Here is a 23,995-nt window from a genome sequence, read left to right as displayed (position 1 = left end):
TTTTATATGCCTTCTTCTATTTTATCATCCAATCTCCACAAACCGCCCAAACTCCTTCAAAAACCTCAGCTTAAAACTCCCCACAGGCCCATTCCGGTGCTTCGCCACATGAATCTCCGTCATCTCTTTCTGCATCGTTTCCTTATCATAATAATCTTCACGATACATAAGCATAATGACATCCGCATCTTGCTCAATTTGTCCGGTCTCTCTTAAATCAGATAAAAGCGGACGCTTATCTTGCCGTGACTCTACAGAACGAGATAACTGTGATAACGCTACTACACAAACATTTAATTCACGTGCTAATAACTTAAGCTTACGCGAAATCTCACTAATTTCCTGAAATCGATTGCCCTTATGCTTCGGATCGCCCGTAATAAGCTGCAAGTAATCTACAATAATTAAAATCTTGTTATCTCCATGCTTCCTCTTTAACTTACGAGTTTGCATCCAAATATCTTGCACCGTAACACCTGCATTGTCATAAATCTCAAGTGGCAACTCACCAATCTCCGCAAACGCCTTACTTACCTTCTCCCAATCTTCCATCGCAAAACGATGCTTCGGATTTTTCAGCCTGCCTCCTGACACTTCACCTACACAAGAAGCCATCCTTTTTAACAATTGCTTACTACTCATCTCTAACGAAAACAATCCAACCGCCGCTCCAGACTTCGCCGCATGCAGTCCAACGTTAAGCGCAAACGCAGTCTTCCCCATAGAAGGACGCGCACCAAGAACGACAAAATCACCTTCCTGCAATCCGCACGTCATTTTATTTAGCGACGTATAACCAGTCTCAATCCCTGTAATCTCTTTCGCATCTTGATGAAGCTCTTCATATAAATCAACTAGCGCATCCTTCAAATCAAACTCACATACACAGTCCTTCTCCTCTAACTCACAAAGTGCCGTAATCGTCTCACCAATAATTTTCTCACTCTTCTCCGCAATAAGACGCTCTCCCATCTTGTGCCCAAGAACACCAGCCTGATACATTTTCCAGGCACCTCGAACAAGCCCCTCATAATATGAGAAGTTGCTAGTAGTAGGCACACCATCCATTAACCCTATAAAATACTCCATTCCCCCGATCCCCTTCAAAAAATTCGGATCCACTCTAGAAGTGAACGTCACAAGGTCAATCGGTTGCCCCTCTCCTTCCATCTTTCTCATTAACTGAAATATAGACTTATGCACCGGCATCGAAAAATACTGCTCCGTCAAACGGCACTCCTTAATAAGCTCTCCATCAAGTAGTAGAGAACCTAACACCGTCTTTTCCGCCTCCACATTTTGAATACTCATGGCCGCCACCCGCGCTCCGCTAAAAAGCGCTGCAACTCTTCCTCAGATGGCGCATTCTTCTCCCACTCCTCACACCTCGCCAAAAACTCCTCCGTCTCCCCCGTACTAACAGACGACTCCTTCTTCCGAAACTTAGCCGTATCTGCCTCAACCTCACACACTTTCGTAAACCCTTTCCCGTGCCAGCCTCTCAAAATGCCCTTCACATAAGCAACCGTCCGCTTATTATTCTCAAACGCAATTTGAAGCGCCTTCAACACAAGCTCCTCTGACAAATCTTCCATCCACGCACTCAGTTCCTCCACCGCAAAAGGAGACAAACTACCGAAATGTTGCTCATAAAAAGAAAACACACGACTTCCCGTTTCTTCCTCCACAACCTCTTCTTCCTTTGTCTCCTCACAAATCGGCTCAACATCATCCACAGTCAAATCATCAGGCATACCGAAATGTGCTAAAAGCATCGGAACATTCAGCTCCTCCTCAGTGCACTTCTGAAGAAACATATGTACAAACTCCTTATTCTTCACACCCTTAAGCTCACGAAGCACACACTTCTCCACATTCGTATTCGTCACAGGATTATAACGAAGCCAATTCAAAACGAATAACTCCCGTGTATCCGCATCATAAAGAATCTTCCCATAATCAACAAAGCGCTGCACAAGCTTATCAACAGTCTCCCGATTATAACCAGTCTCCATCTCAGCTAACCGCTTCGGAAAAGGAAAAATCCCACACTGCGTCGTCTTCGAACAAGTTAATAAGTAAACATAAAAATACCGCTCCTCCGGCGTCAAATCCAAAACAAAATCATCCTGCCAAAAATTCACCTGCACATTACGATATACCGCCATCCTAATTCCTCCCATCTCCGTTCAAAATGTAAAAGCCCCTTTGTAATATATATAGGCGGGAGGGCCGGGTTTTTGGCGTGTTATTTCAAAAAATTTTTTGACTACTACTACGGTGTTTGTAGTTGTTTTTGTTTTGTTGTGTTTTTTCTTAGTGATTTATTACTTGGTAGGGGCTTGCAAGGGGCTTAGGAGGGGTTAGTTATCGGTTACTTCGATTAGAAACACTCGATCTGAGAAGCCGCCTCTTTCTTCTGCTTTCTTTTTACGGATGTTGTTGATTTCTTCTAGGGTTGTGTCTTCGTGTTCGGCTAGGGCGTTTATTAGTTCTAGTAGGTCGGATAGTTCTTCGAGTTTATCGGGTTTTGTTTTTGCTTCGATGTATTCTTTTAGTTCTTCTTGTGTTTTCTTGCAGAGTTCTTTTATGTATTCGTCTTCGGGTAGGATTCTTGTTGTAGGTGTTTTTCCGTTGGTTTTTATTATTTGCGGGATTTTGTTTCGGATTAGTTTGTTGTAGGTTGGCATGGGATTTTTCCTCCGTTTGGTTTTTCTTCTATTATTAAATCTCTCTTTAACATTGACTAAATTCCTTCTTTAATTCTAATTAGTTCACACAGAAAACACCGTCGTTCGATTCATATTTTATTATACGAATTAAACAACAGTGCTTATTTTCCCTACTATTCTAATGTAATTAAATTTTCCACCAATATCCTTACACATATATAATTATTCTTTAACAGTTAACTACCTCAAACTCATTATAATTTCTAAATAAAAACTTCGTAACTCCAATATCAAAATGTCCCATTTTTGATACTATTAAGTTATCAACATCTTCATTACAAGTTGAAATAAAAATTTGGTTAGCAAAATCATGCTCTTTTAGGTGTACTCTTAGCAAATCTACAAAGGATAAAACATTTAAATCATCTAAATGTTGAATAGGATCATCAAAAAAATAAATATTAAACTTTGAAAATTTCTTTCTAAAAGCAATCCCTAAAAAGAAACTTAAGGCAACCGTTGTTATCTGGCCTGAACTTAAAATATTTGAAAGATTAACGTATTCTCCTTGCTCTCCCACAGTCGTATCAAGTTTTTTATTCCCTCCATTTTTCGGTAACGAAAGATTTATTCGAGAAAAATTACTATGTCTATTTATTTTTTTATAAACATAGTTAATAGGATCTTCTAGCTCCTCTTTATACATTTGTTCTAATTCGTTAGCTACTTTATTCACCATGGTTTTTATTTTAATAATATTTTTTTGTTTCTTCTCTAATATCTCTAGTTCCTTCTTTAAAATCTCCAGCTTATTTTTCGCTACTAAGTACTTATTATTATTTATAATCTGTTTTAAATATGATAAATTATCTTGAACTTTACTACTTTTAACGTTGTTAACAAACTTCCCATATGTATTTAATTCCTTTTCGTATAGGGAAATATAGTCCGATATATCTTTCAAGGGTAATAAAATTTTACTCGTGTCAACTTTATTCAAGCTATCCTCAACATTTTTAAAAATCAATTCCCTATACATTCTAATAGAATGATCATTTAAATCGCTCAAAACCAAATTCAAACTTTTACAATCCTTCTCTAATTGAGCTATTTTGGGCTTAGCTTGAATCTTAATAAGGACATTCTTTATTTCTATTTTTATAAATGTTAATACGCACTCTATTTCTTTCTGTAAATCTTTCTTATTCTCTATACTTTTTTCTAACAACATTCTATAGTCATTTTCTAATCGAGCTATTTCTCTATCCCATGTTGAAAATCTATTTTTTTGCTCCGTAATAATATCTTTAAGTTTTTTAGAAGTAATTACTTGCATACACAGCGGGCACTTATCAAAATCATGACTATCTTGTAAATGCTTAGCTGCATAAGATATCATATTAATGAAATTCAAATTTTCTCTTTCAAAATGTTTTTTCTCATTACTCATAAAAGTTATCTTATTCTTAATTTCTTTTCTTTCATTATCCTTTAGAACTAGCTCTAACAAATCTTTTAATTGAACGATTTGGAATTCATATTTATATTCTGTTAAAAGATGCTGAAAAGAATCTATATCATTATCTTGAATACTGCCATCTTCTTGTAAAGTTTTACCCAAATTAATCATTTTTTTTTGTAAAATTTGCAAATCCTTTTCTTTTTGTTCCAACTCATCGAATGAAACATTTTTTTCTATTAGCAAATTTTTAAGATCTATGTACACGGATTCTATATTACTAACAAAAAAGTCATACTCACTTTTAACCTTATAATAACTTAAATATTCCTTGTAATTTACATACTCTTGCTGATTCTCTAACAAATAATTCACACTCTGCAGTCTCTCGTACCTTTTTACTAAATTATCCTCAAGAAGCATTTTGGGATCTATAACCGATTCTCCAATTAGAAGGTTTTCGTTATACTTTTTTACATACTCTAATATACCAACCGATTCATGCTGTCCCTCTAAGATTTCTGAAAATAAATTTTGAACTTCATCATACTGTTCATTTTTAAACTTAGTTTTTTCTTTTACTTTTTCTACAATTTCTTTAATGTTTTTTCTATATAAATCCAATTTATTTTCCCCAAATAATATAGAAAGCATACTATGAATGCCTTCTCTATTTTTTTGCAGTATTTTTAAATTTTTTTCATGTGAACATAAATGATAATTCGCAAATTTCTCAGTAAATTTATATGTTTTTAAGTTTCCTTCATAAAATATAGAGTTTATCCATTCTTCATCTTTTAATACCTCTGAATTATTTGAAACTAAATAGATTTTTGTATTTTCTTTAGAATAATCTTTTGCATATTTTTCACTTACTCTTTTTATTTCATATACTTTTTCTTCTAGAATAAATTTAATACTAACACTAGCAAAAATATTTTTTTTTCGATTTTGTATATTATTAATAATTGTTTGTTCCGTTGGATTTTTCTTATCTCTTTTAATTTCTAGATTATCTACAAGTCTTTGAACCTCACCTGTAAAGCACCATTCAATTGCATCAAAAAAGCTCGTCTTTCCGTAACCATTTGAGCCTGAAAGTAAAAATACACTATCTATTCTTGGAAAATTATATACAACTTTCCTGTCATAACCTCGGAAACCGCTAATTTCAACTCTTAATAGCCTTATCCCCTTATTTATCATTTTTTATTTTCCACTCCCACTAGTTCTAATATGGCATCAATATCTGTTTCTTCTATGCTACTTTTCTCTAAAAATTCTATAATCTCTTCCCCAACTCTCATTTTATGTAAATTAACTCTAATTAAATCTCCCAAGTTTTCATCTATATTCGATTGAATAAATGTCTTTTTCTTAAAAGGTAATAATTCAATATCTTTTTCTAAATTACTTGTACTAATTATTATTTTCTTTGAAGTATATTTATCCTGTTCTAAAATCCTTCTAGTTCGAGAATTTATTTTATCTGAAACTATAACAAAATTTAAATTGTATGCTAGCTCTGAATTTTTACTCAGTATATCCTTTTGAAAATCATATATTTCATTTTCAATTTTCCATACCACATCATGGCTATTAAGCTCTTCAATATATTTTACAAAATACACCTCATAATTGTTTGTAAAAATAAAATTAAATGTTTCACTTTGTTCTAATAAACTTAAATCATTTTCAAAAGAGTTATTATAAAACTCTAAACTAAGTACCTCAAAAAAATTCATATATTAATTTCACATCCAAACTTAAATATATTAGTGCAATCCTTAACAGTACTGTAATCACCTTCATCCAAACAATTAATACATTTAAGAAAAATTTCTCTTTCCCTCTTGTCTATTCTTTTTTTGGCATAATTTATATGTTGATTACTTCCTTTAGTAATATCTAAATCAGATACACTTCCACGTTTATTTCCTTTAAGTAATATTAGGTCCGGAAAATTATTATCATAATTATATCTATACTTTTTCATTAAACTATTAATACATGAGTTTCTCTTTGAAGAATCTTCTCCCCCTAGTAAGTTGATATTATAATTATCCTTTGCACTGATCATCCATATTCCTTTTCCTACAAAATTAAACATTTCACCAATCCTCTTGATGCTTTTTTCAATATATTTTTTATAAAAATATATTTTTGTTAACCTTCTAATAAAAGTTTTTATATCATTTGAACATTGATAAAAGTGCTGTATTTTATTAGTTTGAAAATCTATTTCGTCAATCGAAGTAGTGACAATACTTAAAAGAAAATAGTACTTCCCTAAATCATTTTCAATCTGCTTTAATATAAAATCTCTGATTTCATTCAAAGAAGCAACTAATATATCAGAGAGCAACTCTATTCCTTCTTCCTCTAACTCGTCATCATACTCTTCATCCTCTATTTCATCTTTGATTTCTTTTATTATCTGATTAATAAATATTAAAATTAATCCATTTTCGTCATTCTCTTTTTCTTTTACTAAGGTAGCTATTCCTTTTCTTACATTTTTTATATCTCCTCTAATTTCTTCAACATTCTGTCCTATATCACTTAAATTAATATTAATATTATCAAATGAGTTTTTCATATCTTTCCAATTTTGATTTTCTAAATATTCCTTTATATTCACAACTTTCCCTAAAAATAATTCTCGTAATAAATTCTTCGTTATATAAAAGTCTTTTTTATCAAGGTTGTCTACTATATGCACCCACGCCCAACCATAAAAATCATCAATAAGTTTCAGTTTCTCATCCTCACCAGCAAACATTTCTTTTATGTACTGTTTACTAGAACTTACGGTATTTTCTATATCTAGTGATGTTGTAATCCTACATAAATTTAAAAATTCATCATATAATTGAATCTTTTCGATCGAAATTTCCTGTTCTAATTTTTGGATTTCATCTTTAATTTTTAAGTTCTTCTTACTTCCAGATTTAAGCGCGCTTTGAAAAACTTCTTCCGCTTCTCTCTCATTAGATAAATCATATTTTACCAAGTTAAAATCAAAGTAATCTGATACGTTATCAATTTTAGAAATTAAAAAACTTTTATACAGATATAACATCGGTTCTGTATATGTTGAATTATAAGTTTTTGTTTCATGATGTTTCACCTGAATTATTCGGATCTTCCCTTCTTCTTGTAAAGCATCCTCTAGTACGTCTTCAACCTTTTCAACATAAACTTTGATATTATTCCCCTCTAAACACAACACCTTATTTAAAGTAAAGTGTATTTGAAAAAAGTATCCTTTTAAAGAGCTGTCAGCATTCCTCTCTATATTGTCCATCTTTTTAATAGTATCGGCTAGCTTGATATATAATTGTTGTTCGCTCATCATTACCTCCATATAAAATTAGCAAAACAATATTTAATCCTACAAATAAGTTTTAAGAATTAAAGACATAAATTAATGAAAATAAAAAACTTCAAACATTCTTTATCACCATACAACATTATAACCAGATAAACAGATTCAATTCCATCTTTCATTTCTTATCAACTAAACGAATAAGCTAACTCATAAATTATGAGTTAGCTCTTGTCATCTACATTTTTCAAGTTTCAAACCATTCAAAATTCTGCCTAATACCTCTAAATTTAGAAAGTTAATATTATACGCTTCTTCTATTATTTCATATTTTTACATTTATTCATATATCTATTAATATATTATTCCCAAACAAACTACATTCAATTTTTCATTTCATCACTCATTATTTACTTCATTATCCTATGTGCACTATATCAATACTAATATGTGAAATCTGACTATTTTAATCAAGATATTTATCTATCAAAATTCCTGGAATCGATATTTTTTCTTCTTCATTTAATAAATCTACAAATTTCAAAAAAATACAAAAGAATATCTTTTTATAATAAAGAGTATACTAGCAGATTATCAATACAGTGCATACTTTTAAGTTAATTAACTATATACTTTTTAAAATTCTCTGCTTGTTCAAAGATTTCTTTAAATATTTCGTCTCGAGGAACAGGAGGGTATCCGTTTTCAGCCAACGCTAAAATTAAATCTACTTTTAGCTCTGCCTTAATGTCATCGCGATTCGACCAATCTGTATACTTAGATTTATGATCAACGATTTTTTTTATCTCTTGTGAGAGATTTATAAGTCTATCGTGTGCATATTCAAATTCATATTTCTCAGAAATTGCTTTCAGGATATCGTAAAACGCTTTTTCTTCAAAATCAATTCCTAAACCTTCGAATGAGTTTCGCTCCTTTACAAGCTCTGCAAACAAATCTGCAAACTGATCTGCAACATCGTCCAACACATCGCTTTGCATTGCTTGAAAGTCTTTTCTTTCATTATAAATTTCAATTAATTTCTTTAATCTCTTTGAAAAGTCTATCCCTTGTATTCTATTTGTCTTCTTAAACTCACCGATTGCCTTTGCCAATAGCTTTTGCAAGAGCTTAATCTTGGTATTCGGTAATTTGATTTTATCAATTTTTTCCATATATTCATCACTGAATAAATCGGCATTATTTTTCGGATCATTTTTATCGAGCTTAAATATTTCTTCGACACCTTCACTTATCAAGGCTTCCTGTATCATCTGTCTTACTTTTTCATTCATCTGAGCAGTATCAGGTGCTTCTCCTACAGTTAGTTTATGAATGATAGATTTAATAGCAAAATAAAAGTGGATATAGTCCCTTTCAATTTGGCTTATATCTTCACTAGAACAACACAAATTATAAGCAGAACGAAGTTTCTTTACAATCGTCATAAACCGCTTTTCTAATTCATCAGTTTGCTGTGCAAATTCTGCAGCTTGGTTTAAGCATTGTAATTGTTGTAAAGATGTTCCCTTAAAATAGGCAGTACTATCAAACTTGTGGAAGATCCTCGCCAGCAAATCTAACTGATCTTTTACAATTACAACAGCCTTTTCAGTACCGTCAAAATTCTCTCCACCTACTACACCATATTTTTTCAACGCCACATTCATATTGCTCTTAATGCCAATATAATCTACCACTAATCCCATTTCTTTACCTTCATACACACGGTTTACTCGTGATATGGTTTGAATTAAGGAATGTTGTTGTATAGGTTTATCAATGTAAATCGTATCTAAGAAAGGCACATCAAAACCAGTTAGCCACATATCAACAACTATGGCAATCTTGAAATTTGATTTTTCGTTTTTATACTGCCTGTCTAACTCTTTACGATAATCTTTTGTACCCAACAAATCATACAAATCTTTGATGTCATCTCGATTTCGAGTCATCACCATTTTAATCTTTTCAATGGGTTTAATTTCCTGTCTTTCTTTTTCAGAAAGTTCTACTCCTTCATCACATTCTCTAATCTCTGCCCAATGTGGACGCAAGGCAAGTATCTGCTTGTATAATTCGTAAGCAATCGGACGGCTGGAAGCCACAAACATTGTTTTACCTTTTACGGTTGCACCTTCCTCGATTCGTTTTTCATAATGTTCGACAAAGTCACTTGCCACCAATTTCAAACGTTTAGGGTCACCAAGAATAACGTCCATTTGAGTTACAGCTCTTTTACTTTCTTCTATCTGATGTTCATTTGCGCCGTCTGCTTCGCATTTTTTATAATAATCTTCAATCTCTTTCAGTTTAGCTTCATTCAAATTTACTTTCGCGGCCCTACCTTCATACACAATCCTAACTGTAATTTCGTCATAAACTGATTCTTTCATTGTATAGGAATCTTCAACTTCCCCAAAAACATCCATTGTTGCGTCAATTGGAGTTCCTGTGAAGCCTACATATGTAGCATTGGGTAAAGAATCGTGTAAATACTTGGCAAATCCATATTTCTTTTCTACACCATCTTTGGTAAGTTTTATTTTTTGGTCGAGATTGATTTGAGAACGGTGTGCTTCGTCTGAAATACAAATCACATTTGTTCTGTCGGTAAGTAGGTCGATATCTTCATTAAACTTATGAATGGTAGTTAAGAATACTCCCCCACTTTTTCTACTTTGTAAATAGTTTTTTAATTCTGCACGGCTCTCTACACTTATTACTTGGTCATCACCAATAAAACCTTTAGCGTTTGTAAATTGGGCCGAAAGCTGGTCATCTAAATCCGTTCTGTCGGTTATCAAGACAATTGTTGGACTTTGTAAATGTACACTTCGCATCAAAAGCCTTGTGAGATAAAGCATTGTAAAACTCTTACCGCAACCTGTCGCCCCAAAGTAAGTACCACCTTTACCAGTTCCATGTGGTTTCATATTCCGTTTAATGCTTTCAAACAATTTGTTGGCAGCATAGTATTGTGGATAACGAGGAACAATCTTTCCTTCCTGAGTACTTGTGTCAGGAAAGTATATAAAGTTGCGAACTACATCCAGCAGACGTTTTTGATTAAACAAACCTTTTATCATTGTGAAGAGCGAATCAATGCCGTCCCTTTCCAAAGGTTCGTTACCTTCTATTTTACGCCAAGCATAAAAGAAATCATAAGGAGCAAATAGCGAACCCACTTTGTTATTTACGCCATCACTAATGACACAAAAAGCATTATATTTAAAAAGTTCGGGAATATCTCTGCGATAGCGAACAGTAAGCTGTGTAAAGGCATCTTTAATTGTGGTGTTTTCTTTAATTGCACTTTTAAACTCTAGTACAACCAAAGGCAAGCCGTTCACATACACGATACCGTCAGGAATACGTTTTTCATATCCCTGTATTTCTAGTTGGTTGACTACTTTGAATAGATTATTCTTTAAAGTTTTAAAATCGATCAATTGAATAAATAAATCTTTCTTGCTACGGTCTTCTCGCTTGAAAGTAAAACCGTCAGAAATCATTTTGATAATGGCCTTGTTGCTATCATACAAGGTAGAGGAAGGTAGTACTTCCATTTGACGGATGATACTTTCAATTTCATTCTCTGTAATTTCATCATTAGAATATCTATTGCGTAAAAACACTTTTATATCATCACGAAGGAGCACATCACTCATTTCTTTATGAATGTGCATACCATTTTTGGGTTGGTAATCTTCAGATTTAAATAACTCTATAACAGCTTGTTCTAAGGACGCTTCTGTAAATTTCATTGGTTATCCTCCATTGTTGCAAGTTTAGACAATAATAATCCCTTCAAGTCTAAAAGCGCATTTGAAATTTTTGAGTTAGTAAAATTATATTCATTTATCGGCTTCAATAAATTATCAAACTTTTCAAGAACTCCATCTTTTGGTTTTATAATATTAATTCTCTCAAATTCAGATTTACTAATTATCGGCATTGTAGAGCCTCCCATTGCAATACTTTTCAGCTCGGTTACTATTGATTTCAAATAGTAGTATAAATAGTCTGAATAAAACTCTTGATTTACTACTATTGAATTCATTTGCTGGTTAGTAATACATTCTCCACTGGATAAAACTACTTTCCCCATATCTGAACCTATACAGGTTACTATGACAGATCCTTTTTTAAGAATTTTATTTTTTAGGCTGTTAAAACCATCCTTAGATAAATTCCGTTCTGCTCCAATTACAAATTTGTTATACTTTTTAAAATCACCTGGTGTTACAAATGGCATTTCATCCCCAAAGTGTTCAGGACTCTCACTTGATGGTGTTTTACCTGTAACAACCTTACCAAATTCTTTTAATGTAGATACTTCCCATCCTTTTGGAATTTCTTTATCCAATTCATCATTAAACTCCATCTGTCCACCATTACTTTTATAGGGGTTTCCATTTTCGTCAGGAAATTCAAAATCAACAAACCATTGCTTGTAAATAGCCTGGGCAGTTTCTTCTAGTTTCTGAATAGTGTGGTTATTCAAGTTTATTCTATCTATTAGAACATTGTATTCTTTTACAATCGCCCTTTGCTTAGAAATTGTAGGAATCGGGAGTTGCATATTACAAAAACCTTTCCAATCTAGGCCTCCTCGTACATCTGCATCCGTATAGAACCAAGCATTTCTATCAAATTCTTCACGTAAAAACCACATCATTAAATATTCTGGATCAAGAGCTTCTTTATCTGTAACTTCAAATACATTATATGCAGGTGAAACAATTATATCGTCTACTTGCTTTGATAGAGCGACGGGTAGTCGTTTATCCCTACCTACGTGCATTCTATTACAAGCAAATTGTCCATTCTTGACAATTTTATATTTAGTCATATCTGTGCCTACTGTATTCGCTACTGAAGGCATAAAAAATTTATCAATATTTATCCCCAACAAATTACTTACATTAAGGTTAGTGTTTCGAACATTGACTTCTTGGATGTAATCCCCAATTCGCTTATAATTTGATTTCATAACCTAACTCCTTAAAAATAGCTAGTAAATCTTTTCTAGATTTCTCCTCTGCTTTCAGAATGTCGATAAATTCAGTTTGTAATGCTACCATCTTCCCATCAAAATTAATATTCTCATCACGGTTAAGAAATTTAACATATTTACTTGGTACTAACGAGAAATCTTTTTGTGCAACTTCTTCAAACGTTGCACTATAACAAAATTCTGCGATATTTTGATAGTTTTCTGCAAAATCGTCTTGTTGCCAATTATGATAAGTTCCATAGATCTTTGCAATATCATCCTCTGAAAACTGAATATACTTTTTCTCAAATGGAATACCTATTTTTCTTAAATCCATAAACAGAATTTCGTTTACACGGTCGCGATATTTTATCAATTTTCCGTTTTGTTCTATCGTACGGGCTTTTTTATTTTTATTTAGTATCCAAAGCGTAACGCTTATATCAGTTGTATAAAACATATTTGGTGGTAATACTAAAATAGCTTCTACTAAATCGTTTTCAATTAACTTTCTTCGTATTTTATATTCATCACCACCACTGCTCAATGCACCATTCGCCAATAAAAATCCAGCCACACCATTCTCAGATAACTTAGAAACGATATTTAAAATCCAAGCATAATTGGCATTTCCTTTAGGCGGTACATCATAGCCTGCCCAACGAGGGTCGTCTGTCAATTCATTATCTGCTCTCCATTGCTTTTGGTTAAATGGAGGGTTTGCCATTATGAAATCTGCTTTCAAATCCTTGTGTTGGTCTTTAAAAAAGGTATTCTCAGGCATATCGCCAAGGTTAGCAGAAATCCCTCTTATAGCAAGGTTCATCTTCGCCAGTTTATAAGTAGTAGCAGTGTATTCTTGTCCATAAATAGAAATATCTTTTGTATTTCCGTAATGTGCTTCAATAAACTTTACAGACTGAACGAACATACCACCAGATCCACAAGCAGGGTCATAAATTTTACCTTTGTACGGTTCAATCATCTCTGTAATAAGATTTACAATGCTTTTAGGAGTATAGAATTCCCCCTTACCTTTTCCTTCTGCTAATGCAAATTTGCTAAGAAAATATTCATACACACGTCCCACAATATCTTGTTGTTTATCTTTTAGAGTCTCGATATTATTAATTGTGTCAATTAAAGCTGCAAGTTTACTTACATCAAGACCCAATCGAGAATAATAATTATCGGGCAAAGCCCCTTTAAGAGATGGATTATTTTTTTCTAAGGTTGAAAGTGCAGTATCAATTTTTAGAGCAATATCTTCTTGTTTTGCATTCTCTACCAAAAAGCTCCATCGAGAAACTTCAGGTAAGTAAAACACATTTTTCATGGTGTAAAATTCTACCATATCTAAATATTTTTCTTTATGTTCAAAAACCAATGTTTCTCTACGTTCTTCAAACTTGTCACTAGCGAACTTTAAAAATATTAGTCCTAATACAACGTGTTTGTACTCTGATGCCTCAACTGAACCACGCAATTTATTAGCAGCATTCCAAAGGCTTTCTTCAATACTGATTTCCTTTATTTGTTTCTTTTTAGCCATTTTATAATCTCCTCTATCACTTATATACGTATTGTATATATTATATCAAAAAATTTACAATTAAATATATGGTCACGATAATTAAAAAACTCGTGCGTTACCAACAATATTTTTTGAAAACACTATTACATTTACTATTTTCATTTTCAGACTCCACTCCTTGATTATTTTATTTTTCATAAGTATTTCTTACTAATTCAAATTTATCACGGGCACCTCTCCTATCTATTAACCCTATTCAAACGCTACGATAGTGTGATAATTTTCCTCCCCAAACGTCCTATTATGCCTTTCTCCATCAATTTCCCTCACATATGCTGCATACCCCAAATCTCGTGCATATTCATCAAATCTCTTTTGATCAATTTCAATACCACGTTTATAATAAAATTTTCTATTCTCCAAAAACATCTCTCTTAACCAAGGATTTAAAATAAAGGTTTCATTTAAATGCATATCTATTTCAAATAAACCAATTATACGATGTGGCATAATACCATCCAATAACATAACTTCAGTATGCGCATCCTCGTACCACAACACACCTAAATCTTCCAGCTCTCGATTTAAATCATTTGTTAACTTCTCAAATCCCCTATTATCAATAGGAATATAACCCAAAAGAATAAATCCGTTATTTCGAGGTCCCTGTCCTCTCGCATTAGTAGCAAATCTCTTTGCAGTTTCTTTTTTTTCGTTACCATAAGTCGCAGAAAGCAACGGACTAGAAGGCTTCCCCGACCACCTTCTACCTACATTATGTAAAAATGCAGTTAAAAACAATTTATTGTATTGTAGTTGAGATAAGGGAACATCTGAAGTTGTTACGTTGAATTTAGGGTCTATTTGACCATTAACTTGCTCCCCTTGTTTTTCTCTTAAAATTTGAGTAGCTTCTTCATACAAATTGTTTATTTCTTCTGCCAATTGATCTCTGTTTTGCATATTATGCGTATACAATTGCCGTTTTTCCTGTTCTTGCTCTCGCAGATAATCAGCACCTTTTTGTCCAACAATAAAAAATTTATTTAATTCACTTTCCTTAAAATATTCATGGTCAGCTAAAGAAAACCTATTACTGCGATCTCTAAAAGAAAATCCACGCATGATAATTATTATTTTATTTTCTTTTTCTAATCGATTTAAACGTTCCATAAGACCTATTAATTTTTTCGCAACAGTAAAATTAACCTTACCCAAATCATACATGTCTCCCTCGACTCCAAAACTATAGACCTCATCAACGTCTTTTAATAAAAATTCATTTCTCATTTCAATAACCATCCCTTTTATTTTTAAAGTTCTAAGCCTTATTCACGATCTTATAAAATAAATTGAAATCTATTTACTACTTATCTAGCTCCCACAAAACCGCCTTAAACAACACCGAACCCCTACCAACAACCAACTCCAAAGGAACTTCCTTCAATCGCCCATCTCTCCCCACCATAACAACCTCATTCTCATAATCAACCCAAATCTGAACATCCTGCACATAATAACTCTTAATAGAAGAAGCCTCATCTAAGTTGTTATGATCCAACTCAACCTTAACTTGCTTCGTAAAACGACGCAGTGTTTTCCAAAGAATTCGTTCTTCTTTTGATTTCATGAATAGTTCTGGAAGTTCTTGTACTTCTTTTAATAACGACATAGTTGTTATGGTGTATGTTTGAATGCCATATCCTACTGGGCGGATGAGGTGGTCTAGTTTTTTCCATGGCTCTAGTTCGAAATGTACATACTCATCGTTTTGTTGCATTTGAATGTGCTTGATTTTAGCTACGTATTGAATTCCACCTTTTTCTCCGTACCATTTTTTCGGTGCATATAATGCTATGTACTTCGCTTCTTGCCATCCTGGTTTTAACTGTGTGACTGATATCTGATATAAGCCTTCTTTTCTATATGTTTCATAGTCACTTTCAGTTTTCACGCTGCCCACTAATACTTTTTCTTCTAGTGATAAATACCATTCTTCTTTTGTCCCTCTTGGGAGAATACCTTCTTTTATAATTTCTTCTGGGCTTTTTTCAATGAGATGATCTAGAAATTGTTCGACTAGTCTTGTTGCGTTTGGTAAGAATGGAAAGCCACCGATATTTACTTTTTCGATACTTTTATAAAATGGATGGTTCTCGTACGCTTCCTCTTGGTTCCATGGGAATAATACGTACGCTCCGTAAGCTGTCCGCTCAAAAGGTCCATCTTGTTCCACAACTAATGCATCTCTGTAGCGGTGCATTGTATTAATGTCTTCTTCCATTGGACCAGGAGTACCATACTTCTTTTTATAATGAGACCTTTCAGCAAAATCAATTCGGTATTTTGCATCAAAAATGTATTGATATTGATAGTTCTTTCCCTTTTTCTCAATAGCGAGCATCGTATCTGGTTTTTGTGTAACTGTTGGCAGTCTACCGTTTCTTTTCTGGAAATACAGTTCTATTACTTCACCAGTGACTGGATGCTTAAACGCTCTTTTTGCAGTTTTACTTTCATCGAGCGTTACATATAAACCGTCTTGTTTAACTTGGATAACATCTTGATGGAGCGGTATATATTTTTTCGATAAAATTTGTCCAAGCTTTAAATACGTCCAATACTCGTATAACCTTGCGACATCTTTTACCGACATTTTGAAAATTTGTCCTCGTAATGTTAAACCTCGCGATAGCATTAAGAAGATTTGATACGCATCTCTATAGCCTGCAGCCATCTGGATAACGAGTGAAAAGACTGAGCGATCTAATTTTCCGATTCCTCTCCAAAATGGATCGTTCAATTCATTTTTCATTCGATACTTCATATTTTTTACACGCTCTAGCAAATCTTCATCAGTTACACCACGTGTATATCTAGACTTCGGCTCTAATGCCTTAAGTAAATCATCTATTTTATGTACAACTCTTTGAATCATCCATTTAACAAATCGATTTTCTAACGTATCATAAGACACTTCCTTATAAGCTGTAATTCCCTTAGTCGGTATACTGTTTTCTCCTTGCAATAAGTGTGGTCGCTTTCGCAAATAGTTCATTCCGACAGAATCCAATTTACGAATTTTTTCGCCTCGTACAAGTTGATGCCTAGTCATAAGCGTATGATGCGGTTGCCTTTTAATATGAGAGATCGACTTCATAAATCGATCAAAGGAATCATTTAAAATACGGTAGAATTCACTCTTCGATGGATTTGTAGCATAAATTGCAGATGCTCCTAAGTAAGTTCTCTTTAGTAAATGAAACGCTAAATTATAAATTTCATCATTTACTTCATCTAGTAAGGCTCTGTAATCATCCTTATAATCAAGTTTTGCCGGGAAAACTTCAAATGTTATAGTTAATAAAGTATCTTGATCATTTTTAATTTCAAACGTTGTATTTCCTACTTCATTTGGAAATGAAAGATTTCCCATTAACACATGTAGTGATCCCATTTGAATGGAACTAACTTGTTTTCGAAACCCCGGATGTTCATGATAAAAAGAGAGCTGCTTGTTATTTTTTGGAACAACAACAAGCTGATAACTTCTATTTTCAAAAAAAATTGGCGGGTGTTCGTTCCATTCATCTAGCCTCTGCAATCTCGCATCAAATACAGAAACGGCTTCTGCCTTCCCATCCACATGAAAATACATCATTTCATCCGCGTTCATAGGATGATATTCTTTTAAACTCTCGTATTTTTCATGATAAGGATTTCCCTTAATCGTCAATGATAGCTCTTCTGTTTCAATCTTAACTAGCTCTATCTCATTATTAGATCCAGAAAGAGGTGAAACCATCATACTCGAACCTCCTTAACATATGAGACAGCTTGTTAGCGGAACGAGGATACTTAGCATATGAAGCGTCACTATTGCCACTATCATATTCTTCATTTGCACATAATACATACAACTGCTTCAATACCTCTTCTGTTCTTCCATCGCTCCCTGCAAGACGTGGTAAAATCTTTTGATATATTTGATAATCAAATGCTTCATCAAACGATAATAACTTTCCTTGCTCGTTATATGCCATATAGAAACAAATTTCATCTCGTATACGATATCCAACTTGAGCTCCAACTGATTCAAGTGTTTTATTTATTTCTATTAAAACGCTCGATATATTTCTCACAAGATCTTCGTTTTCTTTAAAACATTCTTTTAAATGAAGATATTCGGTTTCTAAAGAGCGATTTGAAGCAATTTCAGCTTCCTTCTCTTCTACATCCATTAAGAAATTAAAATAATCTAAGTTAACGGTATTAAACTCAATTGTATTCGCACGATCTAATACTTTCTTACTTAACGGATGGGTCGTTTCGTCCATGTTTACCGTTCCGATAATATATACATTTGATGGGATAGTAATGTGCTTATTCGTAATTGATTCTGGAAGTACTGGTGACGTAACAATTTTTCCACCTTTCCATTTACGACTCTCAATTACACTTAAGAAATCACTAAAATAGTATTCCACTCGGGCTAAGTTCATCTCGTCCAATACTACAAAATAAGGCCTATTTGGATTTGCATCTGCATTTTCAAGAACTTTAATTAACGGTCTTTCTTGAAACTCTCCTTGAAGATTCACATAACCGAGTAAATCAGAGCTATCACTCCAATCAGGTCGAACCGGAATAAGCGTAAATTGTCCATTCTCTTCCGTAGCCCCTAAACTTTCCGCAAACCACTGAACAATTTTCGTTTTCCCTGTGCCCGAAATACCTGATAAAATTACAAATGGCTTCGTCTTTAATGAAAGAAAGAAATTAATAAGATCTTTTTTCTCATAAAAGAAACCTTTACTTTGAATATAAGAAGACACATGATCGATAATTGATTGCTGATCTAAATACACTTCTTTCCTCTCATAGATCATTTCATACTTCGTTCCTTCCTTTTTATAGACTATGAATCCCTCATAATAGCGAAGCATTTCTTCTAGATCCTCTACTAACTCTTTTTCACTTGGCATTTTATTAACATCATACGCAATATAAGCCGCTGTTGAATTCGCATATCCTTTCGCTTTTGAGCTTGTCCCTAGGAAGATTTCGTCATCTTTCTTCACCTTTTGGGACATATGTATTTGCTCGCGAATCTCTTCTTTAATTTTCTGCATCTCTTCTTTAGTTGTTTCTGTCACACCTTGCGCCAGCGTTAAATATAATTGCTCCATATCTTCACTAAACAAATAAACGATATAATAACCTCTCTGCGTAGATGTCGTAATATCTTTATTCATAATCGCAAGCCATGGAACAGCAGCCCAATTCCCTTGTCCAACTGACCCTGTAACAACATACTGACTATGATCAATAAATGGTAATCTCGTTATTTCCGTTGTCATTTCATTCCTAACAAACGATCCCATTTTATGACCCGCAAATCTTTCTGTTCTTGCCTGTAAATACTCATTCAGAACCGTTAAAAACTTTTCACGTAAATTACTGTTCATACTACCGCCCTTTTCTTCATCGTCTTTTGCATATTGTTCAACAGGAATCCATTCATCATTAATTAGTCCTACTTGTTCAAGCCAATCTAGTAGATTATTTGTTCGCCGCTTCGCTACAGATTCAACCATCAAATTATCTCCTATTGAATTTCGGACAATTGTCATTCCAAAATCAACTAGAGCTTCTTTCTTTTCACCCTTTGAATATTTCTCTAACAATCCAAGAACAAATAAAGCATGACGGAAATATTCCTGCCTTAAAACTAGCTGTGCTATATAAGCATTCTTATCTTCCGATTGAACATATTCACTTAATAAAAGCTGATTCATTTCATGAGATTCGTTCAAAAATCCCAATAATCTCAAATCTTGGCGTGCATTCGATTTTACTCTATATAAATTCTCATCCGTTTGTTCACGTAACGTACTTGGATTATATGTACCATTCATTATCTCTTCTAAAAAGAGTATGACTTTATCATATTTTTCACTTGACAGCTTATCTGTTTGGAAGCCCTCAAACGCAATAGCTCTTTCTCCATTAATTTTTGTTACCTTTACAAAAGGTAATTCTGCAAATAGCGATATAAGAAAAGCATTCCGTTCCTCTTGTCGTACAAAATCGTTAACATTAACTAATTGAACATTTATTAAATCTCGCCAAAATTGTTGGATCTCTTCCTCATTCACACTAAATTCTAAATCCAACTCTTCTTCTATTCCAATTTCTCTTTCTACATGCACTTCATTATTTTTTATCGTCGTAATCCAATTACATTTACTATCAATGATATGAGTAATTCGGTGCTTTACTTTAATAAATTCAATCATTATTTTACCTAGCATCTTTATCCCCCGTAGCTACAATTAATTACAATTACTGTTATTTTATCAAACTATCTACAAGTAAAAAACATATGAATAAAATGATATCGATTATTCAGTGAATCTACCCAAAATAAAAAAGAACCCCTTACCACGCACAATACAGGCATAATAAGAGGTTCTCACATCTTCCATAATAAGGTTTTTGAATTCTTCATTCTTTAAAATCTTTATAAATAAATTTTCACTACTATCCATGCATTCAATAATCCATAACTATCAATCGTACATTATCAAACGCCAGCAACAAATACTACCATTTCCCCTATACCATTATGAATTTCAAATAATAGCTCCCTGACCTTTTTTACTTACTAATATTTTCGCTGTTTATACATTTCAGGAATTTCTACATTTTTATTAGAACGTATAACTTTTTTATCCCAAAAATCAATAAGATTTGGAGCGTATCTCTTTCCTAACTTTCTAGCAAAAGAATTTCTTTGTTTTCTTAATCCACTAATATTAGCCCCTATAATCATTACGAGACCATAGAGCATAATAGTACATACAAGAATTAGAATGGATACTGAGATCATACCTTTAGGGAATTGACCTATAAAGAGATAATCCCAAATAGAAAGATATACAAAAAGCATAGCAACAAATACAACAAATTGGATTGCTTGAAATAAAATATAGATGAGCTCATGCCATATTCTAACGAAAATATTTGCTGTTAAAGTTCTTTGAAACCAACGGTACTCACCATATAAAGAATCAAAGTTTTTTTCATATTCATACCCTAACATGACTTTAAGACCATATAATTGTTTCCAGCATTCTTCCCAGTCCCCTAGTTCCCTACTCTTTTTGAACTTGTTATAAAGATTTTCAGTTTCAATGAACCAATCAATAATAAATTTATTCCCCAACTTATAAAGATTTGGATTTAATGTAGAAAATTCTTCAAAGAATTGGTCCGTATATTCCTCTCTCTTTTGCGCATCTTCAATTTCAAACACTCGCTTTAAGCTAAAATGCATTGGTCCACATACTTCTTTAAGATTAATATCAACTTGCTGAAAAAAACGATTAATCTTCCCACTTCTTTGACCAGTAACATATCCCAAGGAAGCTGCAATTATAGCTATAACTAATGGCAAATACGGAAGATACTCTTTCATATGACTCTCCTCTTTCAATAGTTACTTTATACAATTGTTCCTCTTTAAAACGGAACCCCCTCAACCAACTCCAAAACATACCCAGCCATCAACTTCTCCAGCTCTTCCTCTCTACCAGAATGCAAGGAATACTCCCCGCTCTCCAGTTTGATCGCAACGCTTGAGAACGGTCCTTCAATCAGAAATCGAAATCCAGCATCTGCATACTTTTCTGCTTCGGCGAACATTTCTTTTTCTTCTGTTAGTTGTTTTGTTTTGTTGTAGATAAGTGATTGTAAAATTGTTTTTTCGTATGTTGTGAATGTGTAGGCTTGGCATAGTTCGATTCCTTTGTAGGATTCATCTATTCTACCTAGTCGTTCTCCTACACATGCACATAGTGTGAAGAAGGAGCTGTGTTGTTCAAATATATGTTTTGTTCGTAAGTCTTTAAAGAATGGTAAGTACTCTTTGCGTACTTTGACACGTAATGATGTTTTTGTTTCTTCCATATAACTCCCTCCTCCTTATGAATGTTGCGGGATGAACATTGGATGTTCGATAATTTTTGTTACGCTCGGTTCAACGCTGCGAAGTTCGTAATATTTGCCCCAGCATCCCTTTTCTACGAACATGGCTCTTTCCCGATCGCCAAATTCTCGATCTGTTACGAGTAGTATCCATTGTGAACATACTTCTGGTAAGAAGCTTAATAAGTTCAATTCATGTTTTGAAGATAAACGACCGAACGGCGTGTCCATGAATAATGGCATTTCTAATGAAGCATGTCCTCCTGCAACTTGCGCTAGTGCGGTAATAAAGCTTAAGGATAATACTTGTCGCTGTCCTTGTGAAATGTTCGCTAGGAAAGAGTGACCGTAGCTGTTTAATACTTCTAATGAATAATCTTTTTTAATTCTTACTTCTTGAATATTCATGTTCCCGCTATCATCTAGTAGCTGCTGAAGATTATTTGTTGTTACTTTTTCTAAGTCAGCAATAATAATCTTTTCAAATTCTTTTATCATTTGATTAATTGCTTTTACAGCTTTTCCTGTTTCTTCTTGCTTTTTAGCAAGCTTCGCGTGTACGCCACTTTTCACTTTTAAATCGCGCAGAGCTAGTTCTAATTGCTCTTCTTTACGTTCAAGCTCTTCTATGTTTTCACGCAATTGGTTCATCTGCACATCTAACTGCACCTGTTGTTTATGTACATCATTTCGCTCTTTATTTAAAGTAGCTAAATCTTCAATACCTGTATCTGATAGTTGTTTATTTAAGCTTTCAACTTGTTGGCGAATCGTTTCTAATTCGTACTCTTTTTTACTCACTTCATCAAGCTTATATTTTAAGTCGTTTTCTTTATCTTCAAGGAAACCGATTAATTGTATAACGTTTGTTAGCAGTTCATAAAAAGCTTTCTTTTCAACGTTACGAATTGCAACTTTTTCTAGTCTCATAATGGATTCGTACTCTTTAGAGCCTTCTTGCAAGACAGTACCGCACATACATTTTAAATCGCTCAGTAAATTTTGAATGAACTCTAAACCGATATCCATTTTTTCTGTTTGATAATCGAGTACGATCTCTAGCTTTGTTTTAACAGAATGAAGAATATCTTTCGCTAATAATAAAGATAACGTATTGTTAAAACCGACTAAATGTTGCATCGCAGCTCGCTGTTCCATCTGCTTCGTTTGAAGAAGTTCTTCTTGTTGTTTTAATTCTTTAATTTTCTGTGCTTCTTCTTGGAATTGCTCTAATTGTGTAGTAAGATGATCCAAACGTTGTTCAGCTTCATCTAGCTGTACGCCAGTTGTTTCTAGTTCTAGCTTAGCTTTTTCTTTTGCTTCATCATTTTCTAGTTTTTCTTTTAATTTCTTTTGATAATCACCAGAAGAATGTTTTTGTAATTCTTTTAGCACTTGTTTATCTAATGCCTGTAATACTTCTTGTGATTTAAGTAAATCATCAATTTTTAATAAGTTTTTTATACCTTTTGCGATTTCTTTACGTTGCTGTTCTGACGCTCTTGTAAGGCGCTCGATACGTTCTCCGTCAAAGAAGAAATAGTTTTTCACACGTTCATCTAATATTTCATTTACAAACTGCTGAATTTCTTCTTTATCTGTAATAATACTTCCGTTCGTTACATTCTTTAATTCAGCAGCATGTAATCGCTCAATTTTTTCACCTTTATCATTTTGCACCGCAAATATGGAACGACTAATAGAAAATTCATTTTGATTATGAAGAAAATCAATTGTTACTGTACAAGTAACACCTTTTTTCTCACCATCATAATCTTCTTGCAATGCTTTTGTATTCGTTAAAACAATATCGTCTTTTCCATCAGCATCTTGATCTAAATACATATCTCCATATAATCCGAAGAGAAGACCGCGGTAAATACCTGTTTTACCGCGACCGTTTTCACCTAAAATAACTGTAACAAGCCTTTCATTATCTACTCCTGCAAACGTAATACTTTGCGTGTCGTAAAACTGTCTAAAATGATGAAAGGTGATTTTTTGAATTAACATG

At 33.3% G+C, this 23,995-nt stretch carries 15 protein-coding genes; all 15 read right to left on the bottom strand.

What is annotated here, in order from left to right; all coding sequences use genetic code 11:
- Positions 1-24 precede the first annotated feature (24 nt).
- A complete protein-coding gene (gene dnaB, locus C3Y97_RS04950) occupies positions 25-1,311 on the bottom strand; it encodes a replicative DNA helicase (RefSeq protein ID WP_136363130.1) in 1,287 nt (428 codons plus the stop codon).
- A complete protein-coding gene (locus C3Y97_RS04945) occupies positions 1,308-2,168 on the bottom strand; it encodes a DnaD domain-containing protein (RefSeq protein ID WP_136363128.1) in 861 nt (286 codons plus the stop codon). The genes dnaB and C3Y97_RS04945 overlap by 4 nt, the downstream gene beginning before the upstream one ends.
- A gap of 195 nt (positions 2,169-2,363) precedes the next feature.
- Entirely contained in the window at positions 2,364-2,690 is a 327-nt protein-coding gene (locus C3Y97_RS04940; protein ID WP_136363126.1) for a nucleoside triphosphate pyrophosphohydrolase, read from the bottom strand.
- Between the two features lie 211 nt (positions 2,691-2,901).
- Positions 2,902-5,337: an AAA family ATPase gene (locus C3Y97_RS04935; RefSeq protein ID WP_136363124.1), complete on the bottom strand. Its 2,436-nt coding sequence runs from the start codon at positions 5,335-5,337 to the stop codon at positions 2,902-2,904.
- Positions 5,334-5,876 carry a hypothetical protein gene (locus C3Y97_RS04930; protein WP_136363122.1) on the bottom strand — a complete coding sequence of 181 codons (543 nt, stop codon included), beginning with the start codon at positions 5,874-5,876 and terminating at the stop codon, positions 5,334-5,336. Before C3Y97_RS04930 ends, C3Y97_RS04935 begins: the two co-directional genes overlap by 4 nt.
- Positions 5,873-7,486 carry a V-type ATP synthase subunit I domain-containing protein gene (locus C3Y97_RS04925; protein WP_136363120.1) on the bottom strand — a complete coding sequence of 538 codons (1,614 nt, stop codon included), beginning with the start codon at positions 7,484-7,486 and terminating at the stop codon, positions 5,873-5,875. Before C3Y97_RS04925 ends, C3Y97_RS04930 begins: the two co-directional genes overlap by 4 nt.
- 590 nt (positions 7,487-8,076) lie before the next feature.
- Positions 8,077-11,226 carry a type I restriction endonuclease subunit R gene (locus C3Y97_RS04920; protein WP_136363119.1) on the bottom strand — a complete coding sequence of 1,050 codons (3,150 nt, stop codon included), beginning with the start codon at positions 11,224-11,226 and terminating at the stop codon, positions 8,077-8,079.
- Positions 11,223-12,455: a restriction endonuclease subunit S gene (locus C3Y97_RS27715; protein ID WP_168732376.1), complete on the bottom strand. Its 1,233-nt coding sequence runs from the start codon at positions 12,453-12,455 to the stop codon at positions 11,223-11,225. The genes C3Y97_RS04920 and C3Y97_RS27715 overlap by 4 nt, the downstream gene beginning before the upstream one ends.
- On the bottom strand, positions 12,439-14,010 hold the full coding sequence (locus tag C3Y97_RS04910) for a type I restriction-modification system subunit M (protein WP_136363117.1): 1,572 nt from the start codon (positions 14,008-14,010) through the stop codon (positions 12,439-12,441). Before C3Y97_RS04910 ends, C3Y97_RS27715 begins: the two co-directional genes overlap by 17 nt.
- A gap of 234 nt (positions 14,011-14,244) precedes the next feature.
- A complete protein-coding gene (locus C3Y97_RS04905) occupies positions 14,245-15,282 on the bottom strand; it encodes a hypothetical protein (protein WP_136363115.1) in 1,038 nt (345 codons plus the stop codon).
- A gap of 76 nt (positions 15,283-15,358) precedes the next feature.
- On the bottom strand, positions 15,359-17,797 hold the full coding sequence (locus C3Y97_RS04900) for a DUF2357 domain-containing protein (protein ID WP_136363730.1): 2,439 nt from the start codon (positions 17,795-17,797) through the stop codon (positions 15,359-15,361).
- Positions 17,772-20,306: an MrcB family domain-containing protein gene (locus C3Y97_RS04895; protein WP_136363113.1), complete on the bottom strand. Its 2,535-nt coding sequence runs from the start codon at positions 20,304-20,306 to the stop codon at positions 17,772-17,774. Before C3Y97_RS04895 ends, C3Y97_RS04900 begins: the two co-directional genes overlap by 26 nt.
- A 353-nt stretch (positions 20,307-20,659) precedes the next feature.
- Positions 20,660-21,472: a hypothetical protein gene (locus C3Y97_RS04890; RefSeq protein WP_074554142.1), complete on the bottom strand. Its 813-nt coding sequence runs from the start codon at positions 21,470-21,472 to the stop codon at positions 20,660-20,662.
- Between the two features lie 44 nt (positions 21,473-21,516).
- Positions 21,517-21,963, bottom strand: coding sequence for a hypothetical protein (locus C3Y97_RS04885; protein ID WP_074554144.1), 447 nt, complete (start codon positions 21,961-21,963; stop codon positions 21,517-21,519).
- A 15-nt stretch (positions 21,964-21,978) separates the two neighbouring features.
- A complete protein-coding gene (locus tag C3Y97_RS04880) occupies positions 21,979-23,994 on the bottom strand; it encodes an AAA family ATPase (protein ID WP_136363111.1) in 2,016 nt (671 codons plus the stop codon).
- Position 23,995 lies beyond the last annotated feature (1 nt).

The organism is Bacillus sp. DU-106, from assembly GCF_004799705.1.
Lineage (GTDB): Bacteria > Bacillota > Bacilli > Bacillales > Bacillaceae_G > Bacillus_A > Bacillus_A cereus.
The sequence above is the reverse complement of the archived record's forward strand: the minus strand, read 5'-3'. Positions and strand labels throughout refer to the sequence as shown.